Annotated in this window: 21 protein-coding genes, 1 tRNA gene and 1 pseudogene; 13 read left to right on the top strand and 10 right to left on the bottom strand. The window is 67.8% G+C overall.

Annotated elements, in window-relative coordinates:
• Nucleotides 1-91: 91 nt before the first annotated feature.
• From F1643_RS07265 to F1643_RS22505, 5 genes and pseudogenes are all read left to right on the top strand, one after another.
• The gene (locus F1643_RS07265) at nucleotides 92-952 is read left to right on the top strand and encodes a glycosyltransferase (protein WP_370540507.1); all 861 of its coding nucleotides are present in this window, start codon (nucleotides 92-94) and stop codon (nucleotides 950-952) included.
• Between the two features lie 94 nt (nucleotides 953-1,046).
• On the top strand, nucleotides 1,047-1,394 hold the full coding sequence (locus F1643_RS07260; RefSeq protein WP_194912261.1) for a hypothetical protein: 348 nt from the start codon (nucleotides 1,047-1,049) through the stop codon (nucleotides 1,392-1,394).
• Between the two features lie 103 nt (nucleotides 1,395-1,497).
• Entirely contained in the window at nucleotides 1,498-2,667 is a 1,170-nt protein-coding gene (locus tag F1643_RS07255; RefSeq protein ID WP_194912260.1) for an efflux RND transporter periplasmic adaptor subunit, read from the top strand.
• 4 nt (nucleotides 2,668-2,671) lie between these two features.
• A pseudogene (locus F1643_RS22510) lies at nucleotides 2,672-4,489 on the top strand (efflux RND transporter permease subunit); the annotation flags it as partial.
• A gap of 76 nt (nucleotides 4,490-4,565) precedes the next feature.
• Complete coding sequence (locus F1643_RS22505; RefSeq protein ID WP_370540506.1) at nucleotides 4,566-5,786, top strand: efflux RND transporter permease subunit; 1,221 nt, start codon at nucleotides 4,566-4,568, stop codon at nucleotides 5,784-5,786.
• A gap of 332 nt (nucleotides 5,787-6,118) precedes the next feature.
• On the opposite strand, the gene F1643_RS07245 is transcribed toward F1643_RS22505, so the two are convergent.
• The 3 genes from F1643_RS07245 to folK all read right to left on the bottom strand — a co-directional run bounded on the left by F1643_RS07245 (nucleotide 6,119) and on the right by folK (nucleotide 7,618).
• Nucleotides 6,119-6,277: a hypothetical protein gene (locus tag F1643_RS07245; protein WP_167562495.1), complete on the bottom strand. Its 159-nt coding sequence runs from the start codon at nucleotides 6,275-6,277 to the stop codon at nucleotides 6,119-6,121.
• A 309-nt stretch (nucleotides 6,278-6,586) separates the two neighbouring features.
• On the bottom strand, nucleotides 6,587-6,994 hold the full coding sequence (locus F1643_RS07240) for a hypothetical protein (protein ID WP_194912259.1): 408 nt from the start codon (nucleotides 6,992-6,994) through the stop codon (nucleotides 6,587-6,589).
• Nucleotides 6,995-7,096: 102 nt separating this feature from the next.
• The gene (gene folK / locus F1643_RS07235) at nucleotides 7,097-7,618 is read right to left on the bottom strand and encodes a 2-amino-4-hydroxy-6-hydroxymethyldihydropteridine diphosphokinase (RefSeq protein WP_194912255.1); all 522 of its coding nucleotides are present in this window, start codon (nucleotides 7,616-7,618) and stop codon (nucleotides 7,097-7,099) included.
• Between the two features lie 198 nt (nucleotides 7,619-7,816).
• On the opposite strand from folK, the gene F1643_RS07230 reads away from it, so the two are divergent.
• From F1643_RS07230 to F1643_RS07220, 3 genes are all read left to right on the top strand, one after another.
• Nucleotides 7,817-8,284: a hypothetical protein gene (locus F1643_RS07230; protein ID WP_194912253.1), complete on the top strand. Its 468-nt coding sequence runs from the start codon at nucleotides 7,817-7,819 to the stop codon at nucleotides 8,282-8,284.
• Nucleotides 8,285-8,444: 160 nt separating this feature from the next.
• Nucleotides 8,445-9,245 carry a carbon monoxide dehydrogenase subunit G gene (locus F1643_RS07225; protein WP_255542502.1) on the top strand — a complete coding sequence of 267 codons (801 nt, stop codon included), beginning with the start codon at nucleotides 8,445-8,447 and terminating at the stop codon, nucleotides 9,243-9,245.
• A 129-nt stretch (nucleotides 9,246-9,374) separates the two neighbouring features.
• The gene (locus tag F1643_RS07220) at nucleotides 9,375-9,755 is read left to right on the top strand and encodes a cytochrome c family protein (RefSeq protein WP_194912249.1); all 381 of its coding nucleotides are present in this window, start codon (nucleotides 9,375-9,377) and stop codon (nucleotides 9,753-9,755) included.
• Between the two features lie 106 nt (nucleotides 9,756-9,861).
• Here F1643_RS07220 and pepN read toward each other — a convergent pair whose 3' ends face one another.
• The 3 genes from pepN to F1643_RS07205 form a co-directional block, all read right to left on the bottom strand.
• Nucleotides 9,862-12,519, bottom strand: a complete 2,658-nt coding sequence (gene pepN / locus F1643_RS07215) for an aminopeptidase N (protein WP_194912246.1) — start codon at nucleotides 12,517-12,519, stop codon at nucleotides 9,862-9,864.
• Nucleotides 12,520-12,673: 154 nt separating this feature from the next.
• Nucleotides 12,674-13,156, bottom strand: a complete 483-nt coding sequence (locus F1643_RS07210) for a hypothetical protein (RefSeq protein WP_194912243.1) — start codon at nucleotides 13,154-13,156, stop codon at nucleotides 12,674-12,676.
• Between the two features lie 161 nt (nucleotides 13,157-13,317).
• Nucleotides 13,318-13,758, bottom strand: a complete 441-nt coding sequence (locus F1643_RS07205) for a hypothetical protein (RefSeq protein WP_194912242.1) — start codon at nucleotides 13,756-13,758, stop codon at nucleotides 13,318-13,320.
• Between the two features lie 660 nt (nucleotides 13,759-14,418).
• Here F1643_RS07205 and F1643_RS07200 point away from each other — a divergent pair.
• Entirely contained in the window at nucleotides 14,419-14,667 is a 249-nt protein-coding gene (locus tag F1643_RS07200; protein ID WP_194912241.1) for a hypothetical protein, read from the top strand.
• A gap of 63 nt (nucleotides 14,668-14,730) precedes the next feature.
• Here the strand turns inward: F1643_RS07200 and F1643_RS07195 are convergent.
• The 4 genes from F1643_RS07195 to erpA form a co-directional block, all read right to left on the bottom strand.
• Nucleotides 14,731-14,820 (bottom strand) — tRNA-Ser (locus F1643_RS07195).
• Nucleotides 14,821-14,905: 85 nt separating this feature from the next.
• The gene (locus tag F1643_RS07190) at nucleotides 14,906-15,478 is read right to left on the bottom strand and encodes a hypothetical protein (protein ID WP_194912240.1); all 573 of its coding nucleotides are present in this window, start codon (nucleotides 15,476-15,478) and stop codon (nucleotides 14,906-14,908) included.
• 116 nt (nucleotides 15,479-15,594) lie between these two features.
• Complete coding sequence (locus F1643_RS07185; RefSeq protein WP_194912238.1) at nucleotides 15,595-16,368, bottom strand: exodeoxyribonuclease III; 774 nt, start codon at nucleotides 16,366-16,368, stop codon at nucleotides 15,595-15,597.
• A gap of 48 nt (nucleotides 16,369-16,416) precedes the next feature.
• Nucleotides 16,417-16,773: an iron-sulfur cluster insertion protein ErpA gene (gene erpA, locus F1643_RS07180; RefSeq protein WP_194912237.1), complete on the bottom strand. Its 357-nt coding sequence runs from the start codon at nucleotides 16,771-16,773 to the stop codon at nucleotides 16,417-16,419.
• 192 nt (nucleotides 16,774-16,965) lie between these two features.
• On the opposite strand from erpA, the gene F1643_RS07175 reads away from it, so the two are divergent.
• From F1643_RS07175 to nagZ, 4 genes are read left to right on the top strand one after another with little or no spacing between them, the layout of a single operon-like run.
• Nucleotides 16,966-18,165, top strand: coding sequence for a deoxyguanosinetriphosphate triphosphohydrolase (locus tag F1643_RS07175; RefSeq protein WP_194912236.1), 1,200 nt, complete (start codon nucleotides 16,966-16,968; stop codon nucleotides 18,163-18,165).
• Nucleotides 18,166-18,223: 58 nt separating this feature from the next.
• Nucleotides 18,224-19,984: an arginine--tRNA ligase gene (gene argS, locus F1643_RS07170; RefSeq protein ID WP_194912235.1), complete on the top strand. Its 1,761-nt coding sequence runs from the start codon at nucleotides 18,224-18,226 to the stop codon at nucleotides 19,982-19,984.
• The gene (locus tag F1643_RS07165) at nucleotides 19,981-21,018 is read left to right on the top strand and encodes an SPOR domain-containing protein (protein ID WP_194912234.1); all 1,038 of its coding nucleotides are present in this window, start codon (nucleotides 19,981-19,983) and stop codon (nucleotides 21,016-21,018) included. Before argS ends, F1643_RS07165 begins: the two co-directional genes overlap by 4 nt.
• Nucleotides 20,990-22,093 (top strand): beta-N-acetylhexosaminidase, encoded by a 1,104-nt coding sequence (nagZ, locus tag F1643_RS07160; RefSeq protein ID WP_206692388.1) that lies wholly within the window; start codon nucleotides 20,990-20,992, stop codon nucleotides 22,091-22,093. The genes F1643_RS07165 and nagZ overlap by 29 nt, the downstream gene beginning before the upstream one ends.
• Nucleotides 22,094-22,108: the final 15 nt, after the last annotated feature.

The following is a 22,108-nucleotide window of genomic DNA, read 5'->3' as shown; positions in this document are numbered from 1 at the left end:
GCCATTGACGCCGTTCGCCGCCCGCAGCCAAACTGCTCGCCCGAGTAGGCGTGGGGGCGGCGGAATGCACGGGATTGGAACGGGGCGCGGCGTGCCCGGCGAGACGCCCGACGATACGGTGACGGGCGTTTCGGTGATCATCGCCGCCCATTGCGCCCACGATACCATCGTCCGGGCGGTGCAAAGCCTGCTGGACCAGGATTGGACGGCATGGGAGGCGGTGATCGTCAGCGACGACGGCACCGATTACCGCCCGACCCTGCAGGCCGCCGGAATCGACGACCCGCGGCTGGTCTTCACCGGCACCGGGCGGGCGGGCGCCGGGGCGCCCGCCGCCCGCAATGCCGGGCTGGCGGCGGCGCGGCTGGCGCTGGTGGCGCCGCTGGATGCCGACGACCGGTTTCTCCCCGGACGCCTCTCCGCCCTGGCGCCGCTGGCACTGGCCCACGGTGCGGCCTTCGACAATGTCGCCGTGGTGCGCGACGAGGACGATTCGCCGCTGCTGCGGCTGTATCGGGAGGGTCAGGCACCGTTACGGCTGGACGGCGAAGGGTTCCTGGCGACCTCGGTGCCGATGTTCCCGGTGGTGCGGCGCGATCTGGTGCCGGGTTGGGACGAGGATGTGAATTTCTGCGACGACGTGGTGTTCAATGTCCGGGTGCTCGACGCCGCCGGTCCGGTGCCGCTGGTGGCGAGGACCTTGTACGAATACCGCCAGCGCGCCGGCTCGATCACCTTCTCCGCCGACAGCGGGGAGCGGGCGGAGCGCTGCTACCGCCATGTGCTGGACCGGCTGGCCGGCGACGGGCTGGGCATCCGGGACGAAGCGCTGCGTCGCCGGTTCACGCAGGCCATCGCCGCCAAGCGCGCCCGCAACGCCGCATACGAGGCCGCCTTCCGGGCCGGGCGCTGCGCCAATTTCCAGGAGTTCCTGGCGCTGGGGAAGGGGTAAGCTCTTAACCACCAAGCTCCCGCTGGCTTTGCTTTGCCATTTTGTGTCAGCTTTGGTGTGTCGCACACCGCCGGACCGGACACGGGTAATCCCCATGAGCGCCCCGACCTGCTGCCTCGCCCGCATTCCCGCCAATGGCAAGTTCTGGCTGAAGAACGCGCGGGTTCCCGATGGGCTGCGTGATATCCGGATCGAGGATGGACGGGTGCGGGCGCTGGTCCCGGCAGGCGAGTCGCCCTGCTGCGCCCCCGGTCTCGACCTCGACGGCGGCATGGTCCGCCGGATCGGCGACGGCGGAGCGGTGGCGGCCGGCGATCCCGCCGACCTGTGGGTGACGCTGTGCGGCGGACGGACCGTCCCGATGCGGGCGGGCAGGCTTGAGAATGGCGACCGTCGGGACGTGGCGGCCATAAACGGTCCGGCGGACGGTTCGGATGGTTGAACCTTCTCGACATCGGATGTGAACTGAACGATATAGTTCAGTTTGCCTCGCGCGCTTTTCGGTTGCGCTGCGGCAAGGTGAAACTCGTCCGGGTCCCGGTCCCATGCGCCACACGCTTCGCATCGCTGCTCTCCTCGTCCTGGCGGTTCTCGCCGGTGGGGCCTACTGGTATTTCGTGAAGCAGGGCGGCACCGTCGCCGGCCTGACCGCGATGCTGAGCGGCGCCGTTTCCGGCGGTGCTCCGGCTGCCGGCGGCGCAGCGGGCGGCGCGTCCGGAGGAGCCAAACCGCCGGGCGGCGCCCCGCCGATGCCGGTGGAGGCCGTCCCCGTCCGCATCGGCACGGTGGAGCGGACCGTTACCGCGGTCGGATCGCTGCTGTCCAACGAATCGGTGGTGATCCGTCCGGAGATCGCCGGGCGCATCAGCGAGATCGCCTTCAAGGAGGGGCAGCGCGTCGCCAAGGGCAGCGTGCTGGTCCGGCTGGACGACGCCATCGCCCGCGCCACGCTGGCCCAGGCCCAAGCGAGCATCGCCTTCTCCCGCGCCGAGCTGTCGCGCGCCGACCAGCTGGTCCGCCAGAACACCGGCCCCCTGCGCAACCGCGAACAGGCCTCGGCCAAGCTGCTGGCCGACGAGGCGGCGGTGCAACTGGCCAAGGCGCAGCTCGACAAGCAGGTGATCACCGCGCCCTTCGACGGGGTGCTGGGCCTGCGCAAGGTGTCGGTCGGGGACTTCGTCCAGGCCGGCAAGGACATCGTGAACCTGGAGGACATCGACACGCTGAAGCTGGACTTCCGCGTGCCGGAGATGTTCCTGCCGGCAGTGAAGGTCGGCCAGACGGTGAAGGTGGCGGTCGATGCGTTCGGCGGGCGCGGCTTCGACGGCACGGTCTATGCCATCGACCCGCTGGTGGACGTGAACGGCCGCGCGCTGGCGATCCGCGCCCGGGTGCCGAACCCGGACGGCTCGCTGCGCCCCGGCCTGTTCGCCCGCGTGTCGCTGACTCTGACCACGGTGCCGGACGCCGTGCTGGTGCCGGAACAGGCGATCGTCGCCTTCGGCAAGGACCAGTTCGTCTTCAAGGTGGTCGACGGCAAGGTGGCCCAGACCCGCGTCGTGCTGGGCGAACGCCGCAATGCGGAGGTGGAGATTTCCAAGGGTCTCGCCCCCGGCGACATGGTGGTCACCGCCGGCCAGCTGAAGATCCGCGACGGCGTGCCGGTTGCCGTGGTCCCGGCCAAGCCGGCCGCCAACAAGTCGACGGGGAGCTGAGGCGATGGTCCTCTCCGACATTTCCATCCGCCGCCCGGTGCTGGCGACGGTGATGAGCCTCGCCCTGATGCTGATCGGCATCGTGTCGTACCAGCGCCTGTCGGTGCGCGAATATCCGAAGATCGACGAGCCGGTCGTCACCGTTGAGACGACCTACAAGGGCGCCTCGGCCCAGATCATCGAAAGCCAGGTGACCCAGACGCTGGAGGACAGCCTCGCCGGCATCGAGGGCATCGACGTGATGTCCTCGATCAGCCGGGCGGAGAAGTCTCAGATCACCCTGCGTTTCCGGCTGGACCGCAATGTCGATGTCGCCGCCAGCGACGTGCGCGACCGGGTGGGCCGCGTCCGTGCCCAGCTTCCCGGCGAGATCGACGAGCCGGTGATCGCCAAGGTCGAGGCCGACGCCCAGCCGATCATCTATCTGGCCTTCTCCTCCGACCGGCATTCGCCGCTGGAGGTGACCGATTTCGCCGACCGCTACGTCAAGGACCGGCTGCAGAACCTGCCCGGCGTCGCCCAGGTCCGCATCTTCGGCGAGCGCCGCTTCGCCATGCGGCTGTGGCTCGACCGCAGCGGATGGCCGCCTACCGGGTGACGCCGCAGGATGTCGAGAACGCGCTGCGCCGGCAGAACGTCGAAATCCCGGCCGGGCCGCGTCGAAAGCGTGGCGCGCGAGTTCACCGTGGTGTCGGAGACCGACCTGCGCAGCCCGGCCGAGTTCGAGAACATCATCCTTCGCGATGATTCCGGCTATCTGGTCCGCCTGCGCGACGTCGGCCGGGCGGAGCTGGGGGCGCTGGACGAGCGGGTCAGCGCCCGGTTCAACGGCCGCGGCGCCGTCGCCATCGGCGTGGTGAAGCAATCCACCGCCAACCCGCTGGACGTGTCGAAGGCGGTCAACGACGCGCTGCCCAAGATTCGCGCGGCGGTGCCGGACGGGATGGGGGTGGATGTCGGCTACGACAGCTCCGTCTTCATCGCCAAGTCGATCGATGCGGTGTTCCACACCATCTTCGAAGCGATCATCCTGGTCGTTCTGGTCATCTTCTTCTTCCTGCGCTCGCTGCGGGCGACGCTGGTGCCGCTGGTGACCATCCCGGTGTCGCTGATCGGCGGCTTCGCCCTGATGTACGCCTTCGGCTTCTCCATCAACACGCTGACCCTGCTGTCGATGGTGCTGGCCATCGGCCTCGTGGTCGATGACGCCATCGTCATGCTGGAGAACATCTTCCGCTATGTCGAGGAGGGGATGCACCCCTTCCAGGCGGCGCTGAAGGGGTCGCGCGAGATCGGCTTCGCCGTCATCGCCATGACCATCACGCTGGCGGCGGTCTATGCGCCCATCGGCTTCATGACCGGCCGCACCGGGCGGCTGTTCACCGAGTTCGCGTTGACGCTGGCCGGGGCGGTCATCGTGTCGGGCTTCGTGGCGCTGACGCTCTCGCCGATGATGTGTTCCAAGCTGCTGAAGCATGAGACCAAGCACGGCATCCTCTACCGCGCCATCGAACGCCTGCTGGAGGGGATGACCAACGGCTACCGCGGCCTGCTGCGCCTGTCGCTGCGGGCGCGGCCGCTGGTGCTGCTGATCGGCTTCGGCGTCGCCGCGGCGAGCTACGGCCTGTTCACCGGGCTGAAGTCGGAACTGGCGCCGGTGGAGGACCGCGGCACGATCGTCGGCATCGCCATCGCGCCGGAAGGCTCCACGCTGGACTACACGATGGGCTATGCCCAGCAGATGGAGGCGCTGTTCCGGCAAATCCCGGTGCTGGAAAAGTTCTTCGTCGTCGTCGGCTTCCCCGTGGTCAACCAGGGCATCGCCTTTGTCCGCCTGATCGACTGGGACCTGCGCGACGTGAAGCAGCAGGCGGTCACCGCACAGCTGTTCCCCCAAGATGTTCGGCATCCCCGGCATCATGGGCTTCGTCACCAACCCGCCGTCGCTGGGCCAGAGCCCGACCGAGAAGCCGGTGAACTTCGTCATCCAGACCTCGCTGCCCTTCGAGGAGTTGCAGGCGATGGTCAACGCCATGATGGCGGAGGCCCGCAAATTCCCCGGCCTGGTCAACCTTGACACCGACCTGAAGCTGAACAAGCCGGAACTGAAGGTGTCGCTGGACCGCGACAAGGCGGCCGATCTGGGGGTGGATGTCGACACCGTGGGCCGCACGCTGGAAACCCTGCTGGGTGGGCGACAGGTGACGCGGTTCAAGAAGGACGGCAAGCAGTATGACGTGATCGTCCAGGTCGCCAACATCGACCGCCGCAACCCGGACGACATCGCCGGCATCTATGTCCGCGGCGGCACCTCGGCCACCGGCGGAGCGGGCCAGATGATCTCGCTCGCCAATCTGGTGAAGGTCGAGGAGCGGGTTGCGCCCAAGGAGTTGAACCACTTCAACAAGCTGCGCTCCGCCACCATCACCGCGACGCTGGCGCCGGGGACCTCGCTGGGCGAGGCGCTGGGGGTCATGCAGGCGGCGGCGAACAAGGTGCTGCCGGCCACCGCCCAGACCGACTATGCCGGGCAGAGCCGCGAATTCCGCGAGTCGGCGACCGGGCTCTATTTCGTCTTCGTGCTGGCGCTGGCCTTCATCTATCTGGTTCTGGCCGCGCAGTTCGAGAGCTTCGTCGACCCCTTCGTCATCATGCTGACCGTGCCGCTGTCGATGACCGGCGCGCTCGCCGCCTTGCAGATGAGCGGCGGGACGATGAACGTCTACAGCCAGATCGGACTCGTCACCCTGGTCGGCCTGATCACCAAGCACGGCATCCTGATCGTGGAGTTCGCCAACCAGCTCCAGCGCGCCGGCACCGACATCCGCAAGGCGGTGGAGGAAGCGGCCGTCCTGCGCCTGCGCCCGATCCTGATGACCACCGGCGCCATGGTGCTGGGGGCTCTGCCGCTGGCCTATGCCGAGGGCGCGGGCGCGGAAAGCCGGCAGGCGATCGGCGCCGTGATCGTCGGCGGCATGACGCTGGGCACGCTGCTGACCCTGTTCGTCGTGCCGACGGTCTACAGCTATCTTGCCCGCAAGAAGCCGATGCAGGATGAGGGGGAAGGGGTGGGCGTAGCGCATGGCGCGGTCCATCCGCCCGCCCATCCGGCCGAGTGAGGGCTGAGGGGGGCGATCCGATCCTCTCCCCTTCCATCCAAAACGCACAAGCGCAAACACCGCCGTTCCGGACATCAAGCCGGTTCGGCGGTGCTTCGCGTTTCGGGTGATCCCTGCTAGGGAAGGACCTGTCGGATGGCCGAGTTTGTTTGGAAAGGGATCCAGCCGACATGTTCTGGCCGGGCGGCCAGTGACCGGTTCCATCCGACGAGGGGGCCGACGAGGGGGCCGATGGGGGCGCGACGGCCGCCTTGCCCTCCGCCTGCTTGCCCTGTGCCTACCTGCCCTTCGCCTGCGCGATCGTCAGGCGGTCGGGTCAGGAAGAGGCAGGGTCAGGCGGCGAGCCGCTGCTCCTGTACTCGTCGGCTCCGGCGAAGGCGTTCGAACAGCTGCTGGATGCTGTCGGGGCTGATCCCGTCGCGCGCCATGACGGCGATCACGATCGGATCGGCGAGCAATTCGGAAAGGGTCGGCGTCGTGTTCCGGTCCATGCGTCCCTCCCTTTTGGTCCGGCCTCCGATCACCGTGGCCGTCCCGGAAGGGGGATCGGCGGACGGTCGAAGCCGGCAATGGCGATTGGCCTAATCCCTGCTGCGCGCTCGTCTCGGCTTTCGGCATCCGGATTGCCGCCGGGGATATAGCCCCTTTGATCCGGATTGTGCGTTGAAAATACAATATGGCGACCATACCGCAGCCGGAGTGGTATTGTCACCCGTCCTTTTGTCAATAAGCGCTATATCTTTCCGTGATTCAGTAATGGTCGGCGCCGCCGCCGGTCGGCGGATCATCGCCGTTACTGATCACCCCTGTCCCGGACGGGCCCGCGTCAGGCTTGCCCCGGCGGAGGGACCGCCGGAGTCGGGGGCGGGAATCGTAACGTCCGCCTGGACCCGGCGGACTTTCGCATGGGACAGGCAAAGCTCCGCGGCGCGGTCGGCAAGATAGTCCGGACCGGGTACATCGGATTCGGCACAAAGACGGCGCAAGTCTTCGACGATGTCCTCGTAAGACATCACGGCGGCGATGTCGTCCGGAAAGCCGGGGCCGGGATGGGTGACGGTCAGCGTCAGGTCGAAGGACACCCGCGGCCGGTCGGCGCGGCCGGCGATGGCGACCGGCGCCGCGAAGCCGCGCACCAGGATGGTGTAGGTGAGCGGCGCGCCGCCCGGCTGGACCATGACGGCCCGTTTTGCGCTATCGTCCGACAACACGCTCTCCCGGCCGGCGGTCCGCCACCGGCATTGCATTCAGGCCGGCACTATAAGCGGTGCCGCCGCCGCTTGCCACCGCACTGGGTCGGTTGTGGGCGCTCAGATCCCTTCGGCGATCCGCAACACGGTCTCCCGCCCCGGCACCGCGTCGCATAGCGCATCGATGCGGCGGTTCAGCACCGGATGCAGGACATCGGCGGCGATGTCCGCCAGCGGGCAGAGGACGAAGGCGCGCTCCGCCATGCGGGGGTGGGGGATTTCCAGATCCGGTTCGGTCAGCACCCGGTCGGCATAGAGCAGGATGTCGATGTCGATGGGACGCGGGCCGAAGCGAAGCCCGCCCTGATCGCGGCCCAGCGTCGATTCGATGTCCTTGAGGAAATGCAGCAGCGCCCGAGGGGCCAGCTGCGTGGTGCCGCGCACCGCCATGTTGAGGAAGGCCGGCTGGTCCGTCACGTACATCGGCGCGGTCTCGTAGAGCGCCGACTGCGCGTCGATCTCAACCGCCTCTCCCAGCCGACGGATCGCCTCGGCCAGATTGGCGGCGCGGTCGCCCATGTTGCCGCCCAGCGCCAGATGGACGGTGACGGGAGAGGAGGAGGTAGGCGTAAGCTCGGCCATGGCGTCGGCGGTCCTGATGTGCTGGGATGGGCGTGTGGCGGAACTCCTAGCAAATCTCCGCCCGCCCGTCATGTCGCCCGTCATGCGGGTGCCGCTCCGGCCCTTCGGGAACGGACGGGCGGCGGCGGGGTTTCAGCATCATATCAACCGGTTGAGATGAACCCGGAAATGACACGATATCCTGGTGGAGGACGAGACATGGGCCGCATACGGAGCATGGGCGCTGCGGTGATCCTTCTCGGCGGCACGGCCGCCATCCTTGCGGGCTGCGCCACCGGCCCCGATCCCGAAGTGGCGCGGCGCGCCCAGACCGCCATGATCGGCATGCCGAAGGCCGACCTGCTGGCCTGCGCCGGCGTGCCGGACCGTCAGGCGATGGCGTCGGGCCGGGAATACTACACCTATGTGGCGCGCCCGACGGCCGCCTACAGCCCCGGCAGCAGCATCGGCATCGGCGCCGGCAGCTTCGGCGGCAGCGGCGGGGTGGGGCTCGGCCTCGGCTTCGGGGTGCCGGTCGGCGGCAGCACCACGACCGGATGCGAGGCGACGGTGGTGGTCGGCCCGCGCGGCACGGTGGAGCAGGTCAGCTACCCCGCGGGTGCCTCGCTGTCGGCCTGCACGCCGATCGTCAGCAACTGCATGGCCGCCGGGTCTTCGCGCCCATAAGACTTAGAGACGAGGCGGTCGGGACTGTCGCGGCACCGGCCGATCCCGTATTCTCGACATGAACCCCGGCCCCGGAAATTCCGGCCATGGCCGGGGACCGACGGCCGCTAAGGGCCGCATCAGGGTCGGCATAGGGTTGGAGGAACCACGAACCATGGATATGAGCGGAAGCCACCGGATCGAGGCCAACCGCGAGGCGGTGTGGGCGGCGCTGAACGATCCGGACATCCTGCGCCAGTGCATCCCCGGCTGCGAGGAGGTGGTCCGGCAGTCGGACACCGAGATGACCGCCAAGGTCGTCGCCAAGGTCGGACCGGTCAGCGCCAAATTCGCCGGCAAGGTCACGCTGTCGGACCTCGACCCGCCCAACGGCTACACCATCACCGGCGAGGGATCGGGCGGAGCCGCCGGTTTCGGCAAGGGCGGCGCCACCGTGTCGCTGTCCGACGACGGCGGGGCCACCCTGCTGACCTACACCGCCAAGGCGCAGGTCGGCGGCAAGCTGGCGCAGATCGGATCGCGGCTGGTCGACGCCACCGCCCGCAAGATGGCGGAGGAGTTCTTCGCCCGCTTCACCCGGATCGTCGGACCGGCGCCGGCCGAGGCGGCGCCCGAACAGGAGGCGGTGGATGCGGGCGCTTCCGATGCCGAAGCGGCTCCGGCGGTGACGCCCACGGTCGCAGCCGAACCGGTTGGCGCCAAACCGGCCGTCCGGCCGGCCGTCTATTCCGACACCACGACAACTGCCGCGACCTCCCAGTCGAAGCCCGCGACCCGCATGGCGGAGCCGCCGCCGGAGATCCCGCTGCCTCTGCCGACCGGGCTCGGCAGTGGGCTCGGCAGTGGGCTCGGCAGCCGGATCGCGGGGGCGATGGGTGGCGGCAGCGGCGGTTTCTACGTTCCGTGGGCTGCACTGCTGTTGGTTGTGGTTCTGCTCGCGTCGCTTGCTTTGATTCACTAGTGTGACAGATTGTTCATTGGTCGTACGGCCGCATCAAAGGGGTTTGACATACCCCTGGATTGTGTATGCTGCCGCGCGATTCCGGTCGGCGCCGTCGGCCGGTCGATCCATCGGAAGGGAAGCCGAAGTATGAAGAAGCTGTTGATGGGCGTAGCCACCCTGGCCGCGATCGTGACGGGTGCCGGTGCCGCTCAGGCCGCCGATGCCGCCGCCGGCAAGGATGTCTTCAAGGTTTGCATGGCCTGCCACACCACCGAGCAGGGCAAGAACAAGGTCGGTCCGTCGCTGCACGGCGTCGTCGGCCGTCAGGCCGCTGCGGTCGATGGCTTCAAGTATTCTGGTCCGATGAAGGAAAAGGCCGCCGGCGGCCTGACCTGGACCGCTGAGAACCTGGACGCCTACATCAAGGCCCCGAAGGAAGTCGTCCCGGGCGGCACCATGGCCTTCGCCGGCCTGAAGGACGACGCCAAGCGTGCCGACCTGATCGCCTTCCTGGCCGAGCAGAAGTAAGACCGCGCGAGCCCCGGCCCAGCCGGGAGCCGCGGACGGCGAAAAGGGCCGGAGGCATAGCCTCCGGCCCTTTGTGCATATGCGTCCGGTCCTTTGGTACCGAGTCTCAGCCGGCAGCGGCCAAACTCTTGCTCGCCACCTCGTAGACGTCGGGCGATAGGCCCGCAGTGGCGACGATCCGCTCCAATTCGGCTTTCATCACCGCCTGACGGGCCGCGTCATAGCGCCGCAGGCGGGAGAAGGGACCCATGAGACGGGCCGCAACCTGCGGATTCATCGGGTCCAGGCGAAGCACCTGATCAGCGAGGAAGCGGTATCCGGCTCCACCGGCGTCGTGGAAGCGCACCGGGTTGCCGTTGGCGAAACCGCCGATCAGCGCATAGACCTTGTTGGGGTTCCGGATCTCGAAAGCGGGGTGGCCGAGCAGGGCGGTGACGCGGGCCAGCGTGTCGGGGCGGTGCGACATCGCCTGCACGCCGAACCACTTGTCGACCACCAGCGCCTCGCCCTTCCAGCGCTCGTAGAAGTCGGCCAACGCCTTTTCGCCTTCGGGCGAGGCGGCATTGGACAGGAATTGCAACGCCGCGATCTCGTCGGTCATGCCCTTGGCGCCGCGGTATTGGGTCAGGCACAGCTCCAGCGCCTCGTCGTCCTCCAGCGCCATCAGGTAGGCGAGGCAGAGGTTCTTCAGCGCCCGCTTGCCGATGGCGTCGGCATCGACGGAGAAGGGCTCCTGGCTGCGGTTGCGGCGGTAGAGGTCGAGGAACTGCGCCCGCAGGCGGCTCGCCAGCGTCTTGCGCGCGAACTCCCGCACCGTGTGGATGGCGTCGGGATCGACCACCGCCATCTGGGTGCCGAGATAGGCCTCCGTCGGCAGAACCAGCGCCTGGGCGGCGAAGGCCGGGTCGCGGCCGGCATCGGCAAGGATCCGGGCGAAGGCGTCGGCATAGCCCTCCGGCAGCACGAGGTCGCGACCGGCCTGCCGGTCGGCGACGAGGTTCAGCAGGATGCGGGTGCCGAGAATCTGCCCGGCCTCCCACCGGTTGAAGGCGTCGCTGTCGTGCGCCATCAGGAAGGTCAGATCGTCATCCGTCAGGTCGGTCTTCAGCTTCACCGGGGCGGAGAAGCCGCGCAGCAGCGACGGCACCGGCCGGGCCGGGATGTCGCGGAAGGTGAAGCTCTGGCTTTCCGCGGTGACGTGCAGGATGCGGCTGGTGCCGGCGGCGCTCTCCTCGCCATCCAGGCGCAGCGGCAGGTCCTGCCCGTCGGGGCCGAGCAGGCCGACCACCAACGGGATGTGCATCGGCTGCTTGGTCGGCTGGCCCGGCGTCGGCGGCACCGTCTGCTTGACCGTCAGGGTAAAGGTCTTCGCCGTCGCGTCATGGCTGCCGGCGATGTCGAGTTCCGGCGTGCCGGCCTGCCGGTACCACAGCTGGAACTGCGTCAGGTCGACGCCGCTGGCGTCTGCCATGGCGGCAACGAAATCGTCGCAGGTGACCGCTTGACCGTCATGGCGCTTGAAGTAGAGGTCGGTGCCCTTGCGGTACTTCTCCGGCCCCAGCAGGGTGTGGATCATGCGGATGACTTCCGCACCCTTGTTGTAGACGGTCGGGGTGTAGAAGTTGTTGATCTCGACATAGCTGTCCGGGCGTACCGGATGGGCCATGGCGCCGGCATCCTCCTGGAACTGCACGGTGCGCAGCCCCTGGACGTCGGCGATGCGCTTCACCGCGCGGGAATGCATGTCCGACGAGAATTCCTGGTCGCGGAAGACGGTCAGCCCTTCCTTCAGCGACAGCTGGAACCAGTCGCGGCAGGTGACGCGGTTGCCGGTCCAGTTGTGGAAATACTCGTGCGCGACGACGGCCTCGATGTTGAGGAAATCGGTGTCGGTCGCGGTTTCCGGCTTGGCCAGGATGTATTTGGTGTTGAAGACGTTGAGCGACTTGTTTTCCATCGCCCCCATGTTGAAGTCGCCGACCGCGACGATGTTGAAGATGTCCAGGTCGTATTCCAGCCCGTAGACTTCTTCATCCCAGCGCATCGACTTGATCAGCGAGCGCATGGCGTGGTCGATCTTGTCCTCGTTCCCCGGCTCCACATAGATGCGCAGGGTGACGTCGCGGCCGGACGCGGTGCGGAAGCGGTCCTCGCCATGGACGAGGCTGCCGGCGACCAAGGCGAACAGGTAGCAGGGCTTGGGGAAGGGGTCTTCCCAGCGCGCCCAGTGGCGCCCGCCTTCCATGTCACCGGACGCAGCGAGGTTGCCGTTGGACAGCAGCACCGGATAGCGCGCCTTGTCCGCGGTGATGGTGGTGCTGTAGCGCGCCATCACGTCCGGCCGGTCGATGAAATAGGTGATCTTGCGGAAGCCTTCCGCCTCGCATTGGGTGCAGAAGTTGCCGGAGGACTTGTAGAGCCCTTCCAGAGCGGTGTTCTCCTGCGGCTTGATGCGGACGATGGTCTCCAGCGTGTAGCTGTCCGGCACCTCCAGCACGATCAGGTGATCGGGGGTGACGGTGAACTCGTCCGGCCCCAGCGTCCGCCCGTCCAGCGCCACCGACACCAGGTCCAGCCTCTGCCCGTCGAGCGACAGCGGCTCCGTCGCCGCCTCCGGACGGTCGGGGTTGCGGCGGATCGCCAGCACCGTGCGGACGGTGGTGACATCCTCGCCCAGGTCGACGAACAGGTCGACCGTGTCGATCAGATGCGCCGGCGGGCGATAGTCCTGAAGCCGGATGGCCTTCGGCGTGCCTTTGTCCATGTGCCTTGTCTCTGGTTTGGGTCTCTGGTCTGTGTCTGTCTTGCGGATCGAGCCGTTCGGGACAGGTCCGAGGAACAGGGACTGTAGCAAGGCGGCGGCGGGCTGTCTTGAGCGGGAATGGGGGTGGAGCCGGGGCATGCCCGGCGGGGAGGCGCTACCGCTTGACCTGCGCCACCTTCAGCAGGGTGAAGGCGCCCATCTGGTCGATGTATTGCTGATAGAAGAAGCGCCATTTCTTGCCGTTGCGCACGCCGACCAGCGTGACCTTCACCGCATCGGTGCCCGGCACGTTCATGTATTGCGACTTGTGCAGGGTGGTGGCGTGCATGCGCATGCCCTGGCGCAGCCCGGCCTCGTCGATGCGTCCCTGTGCGGTCTGCAGGTTGCCGTGCGAGGCGGAGAAGGTGCCGCCGCCATGATCGCTGAACCCGAAGGAGCAACCATCCATCGTCGGCGTGAACATCACGTCGGCCTCGTCCTCCAGCACGACCAGATGCTTGAAGTCCTGGTCGTAGGGCAGCCAGTAGGCCTTCCAGCTTCCCGGCTGGTTGCCCTGGTCGTAGCGCACCGACCAGACATCGGCGTTCTTGGTGGAGAACTGGGAGATGATGCCGGTGCCCTTGCGGGTGCAGGTCATGCCGTCGTTGTCGAGGGTGAAGCTCTTGACGCCGCCGACGCGGTAATTGGGGCTGGTAGGACTGATACTGGATCCAGATCAGGTTGTTCTTGAGGAAGCTTTCCGGGTTCGCGACCAGATCGGCGATGTTCGGCATGGGGGCGTACTCCTTGCGCGGCGGATCAGACGACGCCGAAGACGGGCCGCTTGAACCCGGCCTCCGTCTCGTTGCCGGCGAGGAACCAATAGGGCTTCATCACCGCGAACTGCTGGTTGTCGTCGCGCAGCAGCACATAGGCGCAATAGACGGTCCCGTCATCCGGCCGCAGGAAGGCCGCGATCCACGGATTCTGCCTGGTGCCGATATGGGCGGCGTGACCCAGCTTGCGGGTGATGTCGTTGCGGTAGCCGACCAGCGTGGCCGCATGCCCCTGACGGAAGGGCAGTGCCGCAAGTTCCTGATAGTTCTGCAGAATGCGCGGGTTGCCGTCGCCTTCCTCGGCATACCACTGCGCCACCTCCATGTAGTCGTTGGCGCGCGCGTTGGCACGGTCGTACCGCGCCTGCTTCTGGCGGTCGGTATGGCCAGCGGCGGTCTTCTTCAGAAAGCTGATCAGTCCCATGGTTCGCTCCTCCCCCTGTCTCGAACGGGACGCTAGCAGAGCAATTGGGAGCGCGCAAAAGGGTGGGGGTCATATGATGGTATGCGGTTTGGCGGTTAACTCACGGGATAGGGGAAGGTTTTGACGACTGCTCCGCTCATTGGTCGCTGCTCGCGATACATGTGCATCACGCCCATCTCTTAAGGGCAATATACCGTCACCACTAAGCTTGCAAGTTAACATGATCTTTATATAGACAACTATCACTTGCCAGTGCATAAGCCCTCAGGTCGCGCCGAACGAAGGTCGTTCCACCTCCGGTATAGGGTGGGTGAGTTGCGCAGTAATTGGGGGCATTTATGAAAAATATTGCTGTAGTGGCGCTGTTTGGTGCCTTGGCTGTCACCGGCTGTGCCTCGATCACGGCGGGCACCACCCAATCGGTGGCGGTTAACACTCCGTCGAAGGATGGTGCCGAGTGCAAGCTGTCGAATGAAAAGGGCAGCTGGACGATTCCGAAAACGCCGGGAGCGACGACCGTTACAAAGGCCTATGGCGATCTGACCGTCGCTTGCGAACATGGTGACGGATCCAAGGGCTCCACATCCGTCACATCAAGCACGGCTGGCGCCGCGTTCGGCAATATCATCGCGCGGTGGGATCATCGGGGCTGCCGTCGACATGGGGTCCGGGGCGGCCTATGTCTATCCGTCCAATGTTTCAGTGGTACTTGCGGCGCCCGCTGGAAATATTCCCATGGGTGGCGCGTCACAAGGCAGTCCTTTAGTCATGAACTCTGCCCCTGCTCTCCGCTTGAGCAAAGAAGATGCGGAGTCGAAGCTCAAGGATTTGGCTTCGCTCAAAAAGCAGAAGCTCATTACTGAGGTCGAATACCGCGACCGTTCGCGTGAAATTCTGAGCCAGATGTAAGCCCTCGGCGCGCATCCCCCAGGGGTGCGCCGCCTGCTTCGGCCGGAATGCAGATGCTTGAATTGGCGGAAGAGGTGGGATTCGAACCCACGGTAGGCTCACACCTACGACGGTTTTCAAGACCGTTGCCTTAAACCACTCGGCCACTCTTCCCCAGGCCCACGGGAGTAGCGAATGCGTCGCGGTGGGTCAAGTGTCGCGCGTGTGTCGGCGCGATTTGCCCGTCCGTTGTGGCCCCTCAATTCCGGATCGGGCGGCCCAGGGTGCGGAGGCGGCGGGTCGGTTTGGGTGGGCTGGGGCTGTCGGAGAAGTCGGGCAGGCTGGGGGCGCGGGCGATGGTTTTGCGGATCAATTCCGCCGTGGCGTCCAGATCGTCCAGAATCTCCGGCGCCACGCGGTCGGCATAGCGGGGACCCAGCAGGCGGGTGCGGGTCTGGTCGATGCTGCGCAGTTCGGGCTCGAACAGTTCGCGGGCGCCGATGGGCAGGACCTGATCCTGGCGCATGCCGGAGAAGTAATTACGCATCGCCCGCACCAGCATGCGGGTCAACAGCAGGTCCATCCGCTCGAACTCGGCGCGCAGGTCGGTCAGACGCGACTCGTCGATGCCTTGCAGGCGTTCCTCGGTCAGGGCGAACAGGGCGCGGATTTCCTCCACCTTGCGGCGGAAGTCGAGGAAGGAGGCGAAGCGGTCGTCGCCCATGTCGCGCTGGGCCCGTTCGGCAAGCCCCGATGCCTCGGTCGCCTGACGTTCAAGCGCCGCCAGCAGCCCCTTTACTTCTTCCCGGCCATTGTCGCGCCGCCACGCCATGCCGCCCTTCGCTCCCACTGTGACCGTGGCGGCCGGTTGTCATGCCGGCCGCGCGGTCATCCTAGAAGCGAGAGTTTTAACAAAATGCTGTTGTTACGCAGATTCCACGGGCGTGGTCACGCGTCGCGCAGGTCCAGGATGACCGGGGTGTGGTCGGACGCCTTTTCCAAGCCGCGTGGTCCGCGGTCGATGGTGCAGCCGGCCAGACGGTCGGCCGCCTGGGGCGACAGCAGGAAATGGTCGATGCGCAGGCCGTTGTCGCGCGGCCAGCTGCCGGCCTGATAATCCCAGAAGGTATAGGCGTGGTCGTCGTCATGCAGGGCTCGGTAGGCCTCGGTCAGGCCGAGATTCAGCAGGGCGCGGAACTTGGCCCGCGATTCCGGGCGGAACAGGGCGTCGCCGGCGAAGGCCTGCGGCGAGAACACGTCGCGCGCCTCCGGGATGATGTTGTAGTCGCCGCCCAGCACCACCGGGATCTCCTGCGCCAGCAGGGTCCGGGCATGGTCGTACAGCCGGTCCATCCAGCGCAGCTTGTAGGCGAACTTCTCCCCCGGCACCGGGTTGCCATTGGGCAGGTAGAGCGAGGCGATGCGCACGCCGGACACGGTGGCCTCGACATAGCGCGCCTGCTCGTCCTCCGGCTCGCCGGGCAGGCGGGTCAGCACGTCTTCGGCCGGAGTCTTCGACAGCAATGCTACGCCGTTGTAGGCCTTCTGTCCGACGGCATTGACATGGTAGCCGAGTTCCTCGAACGCCGCAGCGGGGAAGGCGGCGGTTTCGCATTTGATTTCCTGGAAGAGCACGACATCCGGGGACGCCGTGCGCAGCCAGTCGGTGATCAGCGGAAGGCGGGCCTTCGCCGAGTTGACGTTCCAGGTGGCGATCTTCACGAAACAGGCCTGCCTTTTCTTCTTGTGCGCTGGTTTGGGACCGCGGCCTCAGACCGCGAAGGAGTTGCCGCAGCCGCAGGACGCACTGGCGTTCGGGTTCTTGATCTGGAACGCGGCACCCATCAGGTCCTCCACGTAATCCAGCGTGGCGCCGGCCAGCAGGTCGAGCGAGGCGTCGTCGGTGACCACCTTGGTGCCGTCCTTCTCGAAGACATGGTCCTCGTCGGTCGCGGTCTCGTCGAAGGTGAAGCCGTACTGGAAGCCGGAGCAGCCGCCGCCGGACACGGTCAGGCGCAGCATCAGCTTGGGATTGCCCTCCTGTTCGATCAGGAAGGCGACGCGCTTGGCCGCACTCTCGCTGACGGCGAGGACGCGGGCTTCGGTGGGCAATGCGGTATCGGGCATGGGGTGGCCCCTTTGGTGCGATGCGGGAGTTGCCACAAATGTAAGGGGGAACGACGCCTTCGTCAAAGTATGGGCACCGTTGCGCCAAACCGTTGCGCTTCTGGCACGCTCGTTTGCACCCTGCCCTCGGGGCTGGGGCATAGCACGCCTTCGCCGTTGCACCCGCGTCCCCCCGCCGGTAGTGTCCGCCCCATGACGGCGGACTGTTTTCACGATCGGCTGGCTCCCTATGCCTGCAACCCGGCGGACACGCGCGGGCGGCTGGTGGCGGAGCCGGAGAGCCCGACGCGCTCGTGCTTCCAGCGCGACCGCGACCGCATCGTGCATTCCGGAGCCTTCCGCCGGCTGAAGCACAAGACGCAGGTGTTCGTCTATCACGAGGGCGACTATTACCGCACCCGGCTGACCCACAGCCTGGAGGTGGCGCAGATCGCCCGGTCGATCAGCCGCACGCTGTCCCTGAACGAGGATCTGGCGGAGGCGGTGGCGCTGGCCCACGACCTTGGCCACACCCCCTTCGGCCATGCCGGGGAAGACGCGCTGAACGCCTGCATGGAGCCCTATGGCGGCTTCGCCCACAACGACCAGACCCTGCGCATCCTGACGCGGCTGGAACGGCGCTATGCCGAGTTCGACGGGCTGAACCTGACCTGGGAAGCGCTGGAGGGGGTGGTCAAGCACAACGGCCCGCTTCTGCCGCTGCTGCCGGGCCATCGCCTGCCCACCACGATTGCCGCGTTCCAGGGCGAGTGGGACCTGGAGCTGCACACCAATCCGGGCGCCGAGGCGCAGGTGGCGGCGCTGGCCGACGACATCGCCTACAACAACCACGACATCGACGACGGTCTGCGCGCCGGCCTGTTCACGGTCGAGGAGGTGGCGGAGCTGCCCCTGGTCGGCCCGATCATCCGCGAAGTCTGCGACCGCTATCCGGGGCTGGAGCGCTCGCGCCTGATCCACGAGACGGTGCGGCGGATGATCAACGCCATGGTCGTCGATCTGGTGACGGAGACGCGGCGGCGGCTGGCGGAGCACAGGCCGGGCACCGCCGCCGAACTGCGCGCCCTGCCGCTGGCGATGGTCAGCTTCTCCGACGGGATGCTGGAGGCGCAGGGCCCCTTGCGCGCCTTCCTGCGCCAGCGCATGTACCGGCACTATCGCGTGAACCGCGAGATGAGCAAGTGCAAGCGCGTGGTGCGCGCCCTGTTCCAGCTGTTCATGGACGAGCCCAACACCCTGCCGACCGAATGGCAGCGCGATATCGCGAGGCATGGCGGCGACGGCGACCTTGCGGTGCGCGCCCGCCATGTCGCCGATTACATCGCCGGCATGACCGACCGCTACGCGCTGGCCGAGCATGACCGGCTGTTCGACCTGCATGTGAAGACCTGACGCGTGAAGACCTGAGCCGACGGGCTCCTGTGACCTCCTGAAAAGACGACCTGAGACGATGAATATTTTCAAGGCCTTCGAGACCGATATTCGCAAGCTGCTGGAAGAACTGGCCGCGGAGGGGGCCATCCCCGCCGGGCTGGACGGCAGCCGTCTGACGGTCGAGCCGCCGCGCGAGGCCTCGCATGGCGACCTGTCCACCAACGCCGCGATGATCCTGGCGAAGCCGGCGAAGATGGCGCCGCGCGCCCTGGCGGAACTGCTGGTGGCCAAGCTGAAGGGCCGCGCCGACGTGGCGTCGGTGGAGATCGCCGGTCCGGGCTTCGTCAACCTGCGCCTGACGCCGGACGTCTGGCGCGCCCGCATCCGCGACGTGCTGAATGCCGGCACCGCCTATGGCGACAGCGACCTCGGCGGCAGGACGCCGGTCAATGTCGAGTATGTCTCCGCCAACCCGACCGGCCCGCTGCATGCCGCCCATGGCCGCGGCGCGGTGTTCGGCGATGCGCTGGCTTCGCTGCTGGAGAAGGCCGGCTACGCCGTCACCCGCGAATACTACATCAACGATGCCGGCGCCCAGGTCGATGTGCTGGGGCGGTCCACCTTCATCCGCTACCGCGAGGCGCTGGGCGAAGAGGTGGGCGAGATCCCGGCCGGCCTCTATCCCGGCGAATACCTGAAGGAGGTCGGTCAGGCCCTGGCGGAGCGCGACGGCAACCGCTGGGTCGGCACCGACGAGTCCGAATGGCTGCCGGCCTGCCGCGACTTCGCCATCGCGATGATCATGGGGTGGATCAAGGAGGACCTCGGCGTTCTCGGCGTCACCATGGACGTCTACAGCAGCGAGCGCGCGCTGGTGACGGCCGGTGCGGTCGACAAGGCGCTGACGGCGCTGGAGGAACGCGGCCTGATCTACACCGGCGTGCTGGAGCCGCCGAAGGGCAAGAAGCCCGACGATTGGGAGCCGCGCCCGCAGACCCTGTTCAAGTCCACCGACTTCGGCGACGACGTCGACCGGCCGCTGAAGAAGTCGGACGGTTCCTTCACCTACTTCTCGAACGACATCGCCTATCACTTTGATAAATATAAGCGTGGCTTCGGCAGCCTGATCGACGTGTGGGGCGCCGACCATGGCGGTTACGTCAAGCGCATGCAGTCGGCGACCACCGCGGTGACCGAGGGCAAGGCGTCGCTGGACGTGAAGCTCTGCCAGCTGGTCCACCTGATGCAGAACGGCCAGCCGGTGAAGATGTCCAAGCGGGCCGGCACCTTCGTGACCCTGCGCGACGTGATCGATCAGGTCGGCAAGGACGTGGTCCGCTTCATCATGTTGACCCGCCGCAACGACCAGACGCTGGACTTCGACTTCGCCAAGGTGACGGAGCAGTCGAAGGACAACCCGGTCTTCTACGTGCAGTACGCCCACGCCCGCTGCCGGTCCGTCCTGCGTCACGCCGCGACGGCGCTGCCGCAGCTGGACCAGACGCCGGCCGCCCTGGCCGCGGCGGCGAACCTCGCCCGCCTGGATGCCGAGGAGGAGATGGCGCTCGCCAAGCGCATGGCCACCTGGCCGCGGGTGGTCGAGGCGGCGGCGGAAGCGCATGAGCCGCACCGCATCGCCTTCTTCCTCTACGATCTCGCCAGCGATTTCCACGCGCTGTGGAACCGGGGCCGCGACGACGCCTCGCTGCGCTTCCTGATCGAGGGCGATGCGGAGCTGACCACGGCCCGTCTGGCGCTGATCGCCGCGGTGGCGACGGTCATCGCCTCGGGCCTGACGGTGATGGGGGTCGAACCGGTGGAGGAACTGCGTTCATGAAGTACGACGGCGACGTCAACTACGCGGCCAATCCCTATGGGATGCCGCCCCGACAGGCCGCGAGCAAGCGCGGGCTGCTGGCGCTGGGCTTTGCCGTGGTCGGCGTCGTCGCGTTCGCCGGTGCGGCGGTGGTCGGCCTGCGCGGGCCGTCGCGGCTGTCGGGCGACGGTCCGCCGCTGCTGACCGCCGATCCGGGTCCGGTCAAGGCGCGCCCCGACCAGCCGGGCGGGCTGGAGGTGCCGCATCAGGACATCCTGGCCTATGAGCGGCTGCGCGACCATGACGGTGGACGCGGCCAAACGGTGGAACGGCTGCTGCCGCCGCCGGAGGTGCCGCTGCCCCGTCCGGTGGTGACGCCGCAGATGCCGGCGGTGGTGCCTCTGCCGTCGGTGCCGTCGGTCGCCCAGCTGCCGCCGGGCGCCACCGCCACGGTGCCGCGCGACAACGTCGCCGCCGCGGTGGCCGCAGCCGCGCCACTGGCGGCGCCCGAGCCGGCGCCCGGACTGTCCGCTTTGCCGGCCGGGACTCCGCAGGCGCAACTGCCGTCCACGCAGCTACCGCCTGCCGCGGCCACCAAGCCGCAGCAGCCCGTTGCCGTTCCGGCCAAGCCTGCCGCGGCTCCGCAGCAGCAGGTCGCCGCCGTGAAGCCGCCCCCGGCGCAGCAGCAGAACGCGGCCCCCTCGGTTGGCCAGCTGATCGCCAAGCTGGAAGCGGCGTCGCTGCCCGCCGCCCCGCCGAAGGCGGCGCCCCAGCCGGCGAAGGCCGCCCCTGCCGTGATCGGCGGCAGCGGAAGCTGGCGCATCCAGCTCGCCTCGGTGCGCAGCGAGGGCGAGGCCGCGGCCGAATGGCGCCGTATCGCCGGCCGCCACCCGGATGCGCTGGGCGGTCTGTCGATGCAGGTGGCCAGGGTCGATCTGGGCGACAAGGGCGTGTTCTACCGGGTGCAGGGCGCCGGCGCCGATGAGGCGCGGGCGAAGTCGGTCTGCGCCCAGCTGCGCGCGCAAAATGTGGGGTGTGTGGTTGTCCGTCCCTAGTTTTTCGGGTCCAGCCTCCGTGGGCCGTGGTGCGGCGAGTTCCACTCCGGTTGCCCACCCGCGCGCGGTCGTCTTCGGCTGCGCCGGGCTGGAGGTCACGCCCGACGAGGCCGCCTTCTTCCGCGATGCCGATCCGCTCGGCTTCATCCTGTTCCGCCGCAACTGCGACAACCGCGACCAGATGCGCCGGCTGGTCGATGACCTGCGCGCCAGCGTCGGCCGGCCGGATGCCCCCGTCCTGATCGATCAGGAAGGCGGCCGGGTTGCGCGCATGCGCCCGCCGCATTGGCCCGCCCACCCGCCGATGGGCGTGTTCGGTGCACTGGCCGGGCGCGATGCGGACGCCGCCCAAGAGGCCGCTTGGATCAACGGCCGGCTGCTCGCCCACATGCTGGCGGAGGTCGGCATCACGGTGGATTGCGCGCCGGTCTGCGACGTGCCGGTGGAAGGGGCGCACGACATCATCGGCGACCGCGCCTTCTCGCGCGACCCCGCCGTGGTGATCGCGCTGGCCCGCGCCACCGCCGAAGGGCTGCTGGCCGGCGGCGTGCTGCCGGTGATCAAGCATATCCCGGGCCATGGCCGCGCCTTCGCCGACAGCCACGCCGAGCTGCCGGTGGTGGAGGCCGACCGCGCGGCGTTGGAGGCCACCGACTTCGCCCCCTTCCGCGCGCTGGCCGACCTGCCGCTGGCGATGGTCGCGCATGTGGTGCTGAAGGCGATCGACCCGACCGCCCCGGCCAGCACGTCGTCCATCGTGGTGCGCGAGGTGGTGCGGGGGCCGTCCATCGGCTTCGGCGGGCTGCTGTTCAGCGACGACCTGTCGATGAACGCGCTGCAGGGCGATCCGCGCACGCGGGCGGAAGCTGTGCTGGCGGCGGGCATGGATGTCGTGCTCCACTGCAACGGCGATCTGGCCGAGATGCGATCGCTGATCGGCGCCGTTCCGGTGCTGAGCGGTGCCGCGGCGGAGCGCTGGGCGCGGGCCGAGGCGATGCGCCATGCGCCGGAACCCGCGGACATCGCGGCATTGACGAACCGGCTGGCCGAGCTTCTCGGCACGGCCCAGGCCTGACGGACGGGAGCGGAC

This window comes from Azospirillum sp. INR13, from assembly GCF_015390205.1.
Taxonomy (GTDB): Bacteria; Pseudomonadota; Alphaproteobacteria; order Azospirillales; family Azospirillaceae; genus Azospirillum.
The sequence above is the reverse complement of the archived record's forward strand: the minus strand, read 5'-3'. Positions and strand labels throughout refer to the sequence as shown.

Bases quoted from the DNA above. Each gene is read 5' to 3' on its own strand.
- F1643_RS07260 (WP_194912261.1), top strand. From the start codon at position 1,047: ATGAGCGCCCCGACCTGCTGCCTCGCCCGCATTCCCGCCAATGGCAAG.
- F1643_RS07255 (WP_194912260.1), top strand. From the start codon at position 1,498: ATGCGCCACACGCTTCGCATCGCTGCTCTCCTCGTCCTGGCGGTTCTC.
- F1643_RS22505 (WP_370540506.1), top strand. From the start codon at position 4,566: ATGTTCGGCATCCCCGGCATCATGGGCTTCGTCACCAACCCGCCGTCG.
- F1643_RS07245 (WP_167562495.1), bottom strand. From the start codon at position 6,277: ATGGACCGGAACACGACGCCGACCCTTTCCGAATTGCTCGCCGATCCG.
- folK (WP_194912255.1), bottom strand. From the start codon at position 7,618: ATGGCCGAGCTTACGCCTACCTCCTCCTCTCCCGTCACCGTCCATCTG.
- F1643_RS07230 (WP_194912253.1), top strand. From the start codon at position 7,817: ATGGGCCGCATACGGAGCATGGGCGCTGCGGTGATCCTTCTCGGCGGC.
- F1643_RS07225 (WP_255542502.1), top strand. From the start codon at position 8,445: ATGAGCGGAAGCCACCGGATCGAGGCCAACCGCGAGGCGGTGTGGGCG.
- F1643_RS07220 (WP_194912249.1), top strand. From the start codon at position 9,375: ATGAAGAAGCTGTTGATGGGCGTAGCCACCCTGGCCGCGATCGTGACG.
- pepN (WP_194912246.1), bottom strand. From the start codon at position 12,519: ATGGACAAAGGCACGCCGAAGGCCATCCGGCTTCAGGACTATCGCCCG.
- F1643_RS07210 (WP_194912243.1), bottom strand. From the start codon at position 13,156: ATGACCTGCACCCGCAAGGGCACCGGCATCATCTCCCAGTTCTCCACC.
- F1643_RS07205 (WP_194912242.1), bottom strand. From the start codon at position 13,758: ATGGGACTGATCAGCTTTCTGAAGAAGACCGCCGCTGGCCATACCGAC.
- F1643_RS07200 (WP_194912241.1), top strand. From the start codon at position 14,419: ATGGGGTCCGGGGCGGCCTATGTCTATCCGTCCAATGTTTCAGTGGTA.
- F1643_RS07190 (WP_194912240.1), bottom strand. From the start codon at position 15,478: ATGGCGTGGCGGCGCGACAATGGCCGGGAAGAAGTAAAGGGGCTGCTG.
- erpA (WP_194912237.1), bottom strand. From the start codon at position 16,773: ATGCCCGATACCGCATTGCCCACCGAAGCCCGCGTCCTCGCCGTCAGC.
- F1643_RS07175 (WP_194912236.1), top strand. From the start codon at position 16,966: ATGACGGCGGACTGTTTTCACGATCGGCTGGCTCCCTATGCCTGCAAC.
- argS (WP_194912235.1), top strand. From the start codon at position 18,224: ATGAATATTTTCAAGGCCTTCGAGACCGATATTCGCAAGCTGCTGGAA.
- F1643_RS07165 (WP_194912234.1), top strand. From the start codon at position 19,981: ATGAAGTACGACGGCGACGTCAACTACGCGGCCAATCCCTATGGGATG.
- nagZ (WP_206692388.1), top strand. From the start codon at position 20,990: ATGTGGGGTGTGTGGTTGTCCGTCCCTAGTTTTTCGGGTCCAGCCTCC.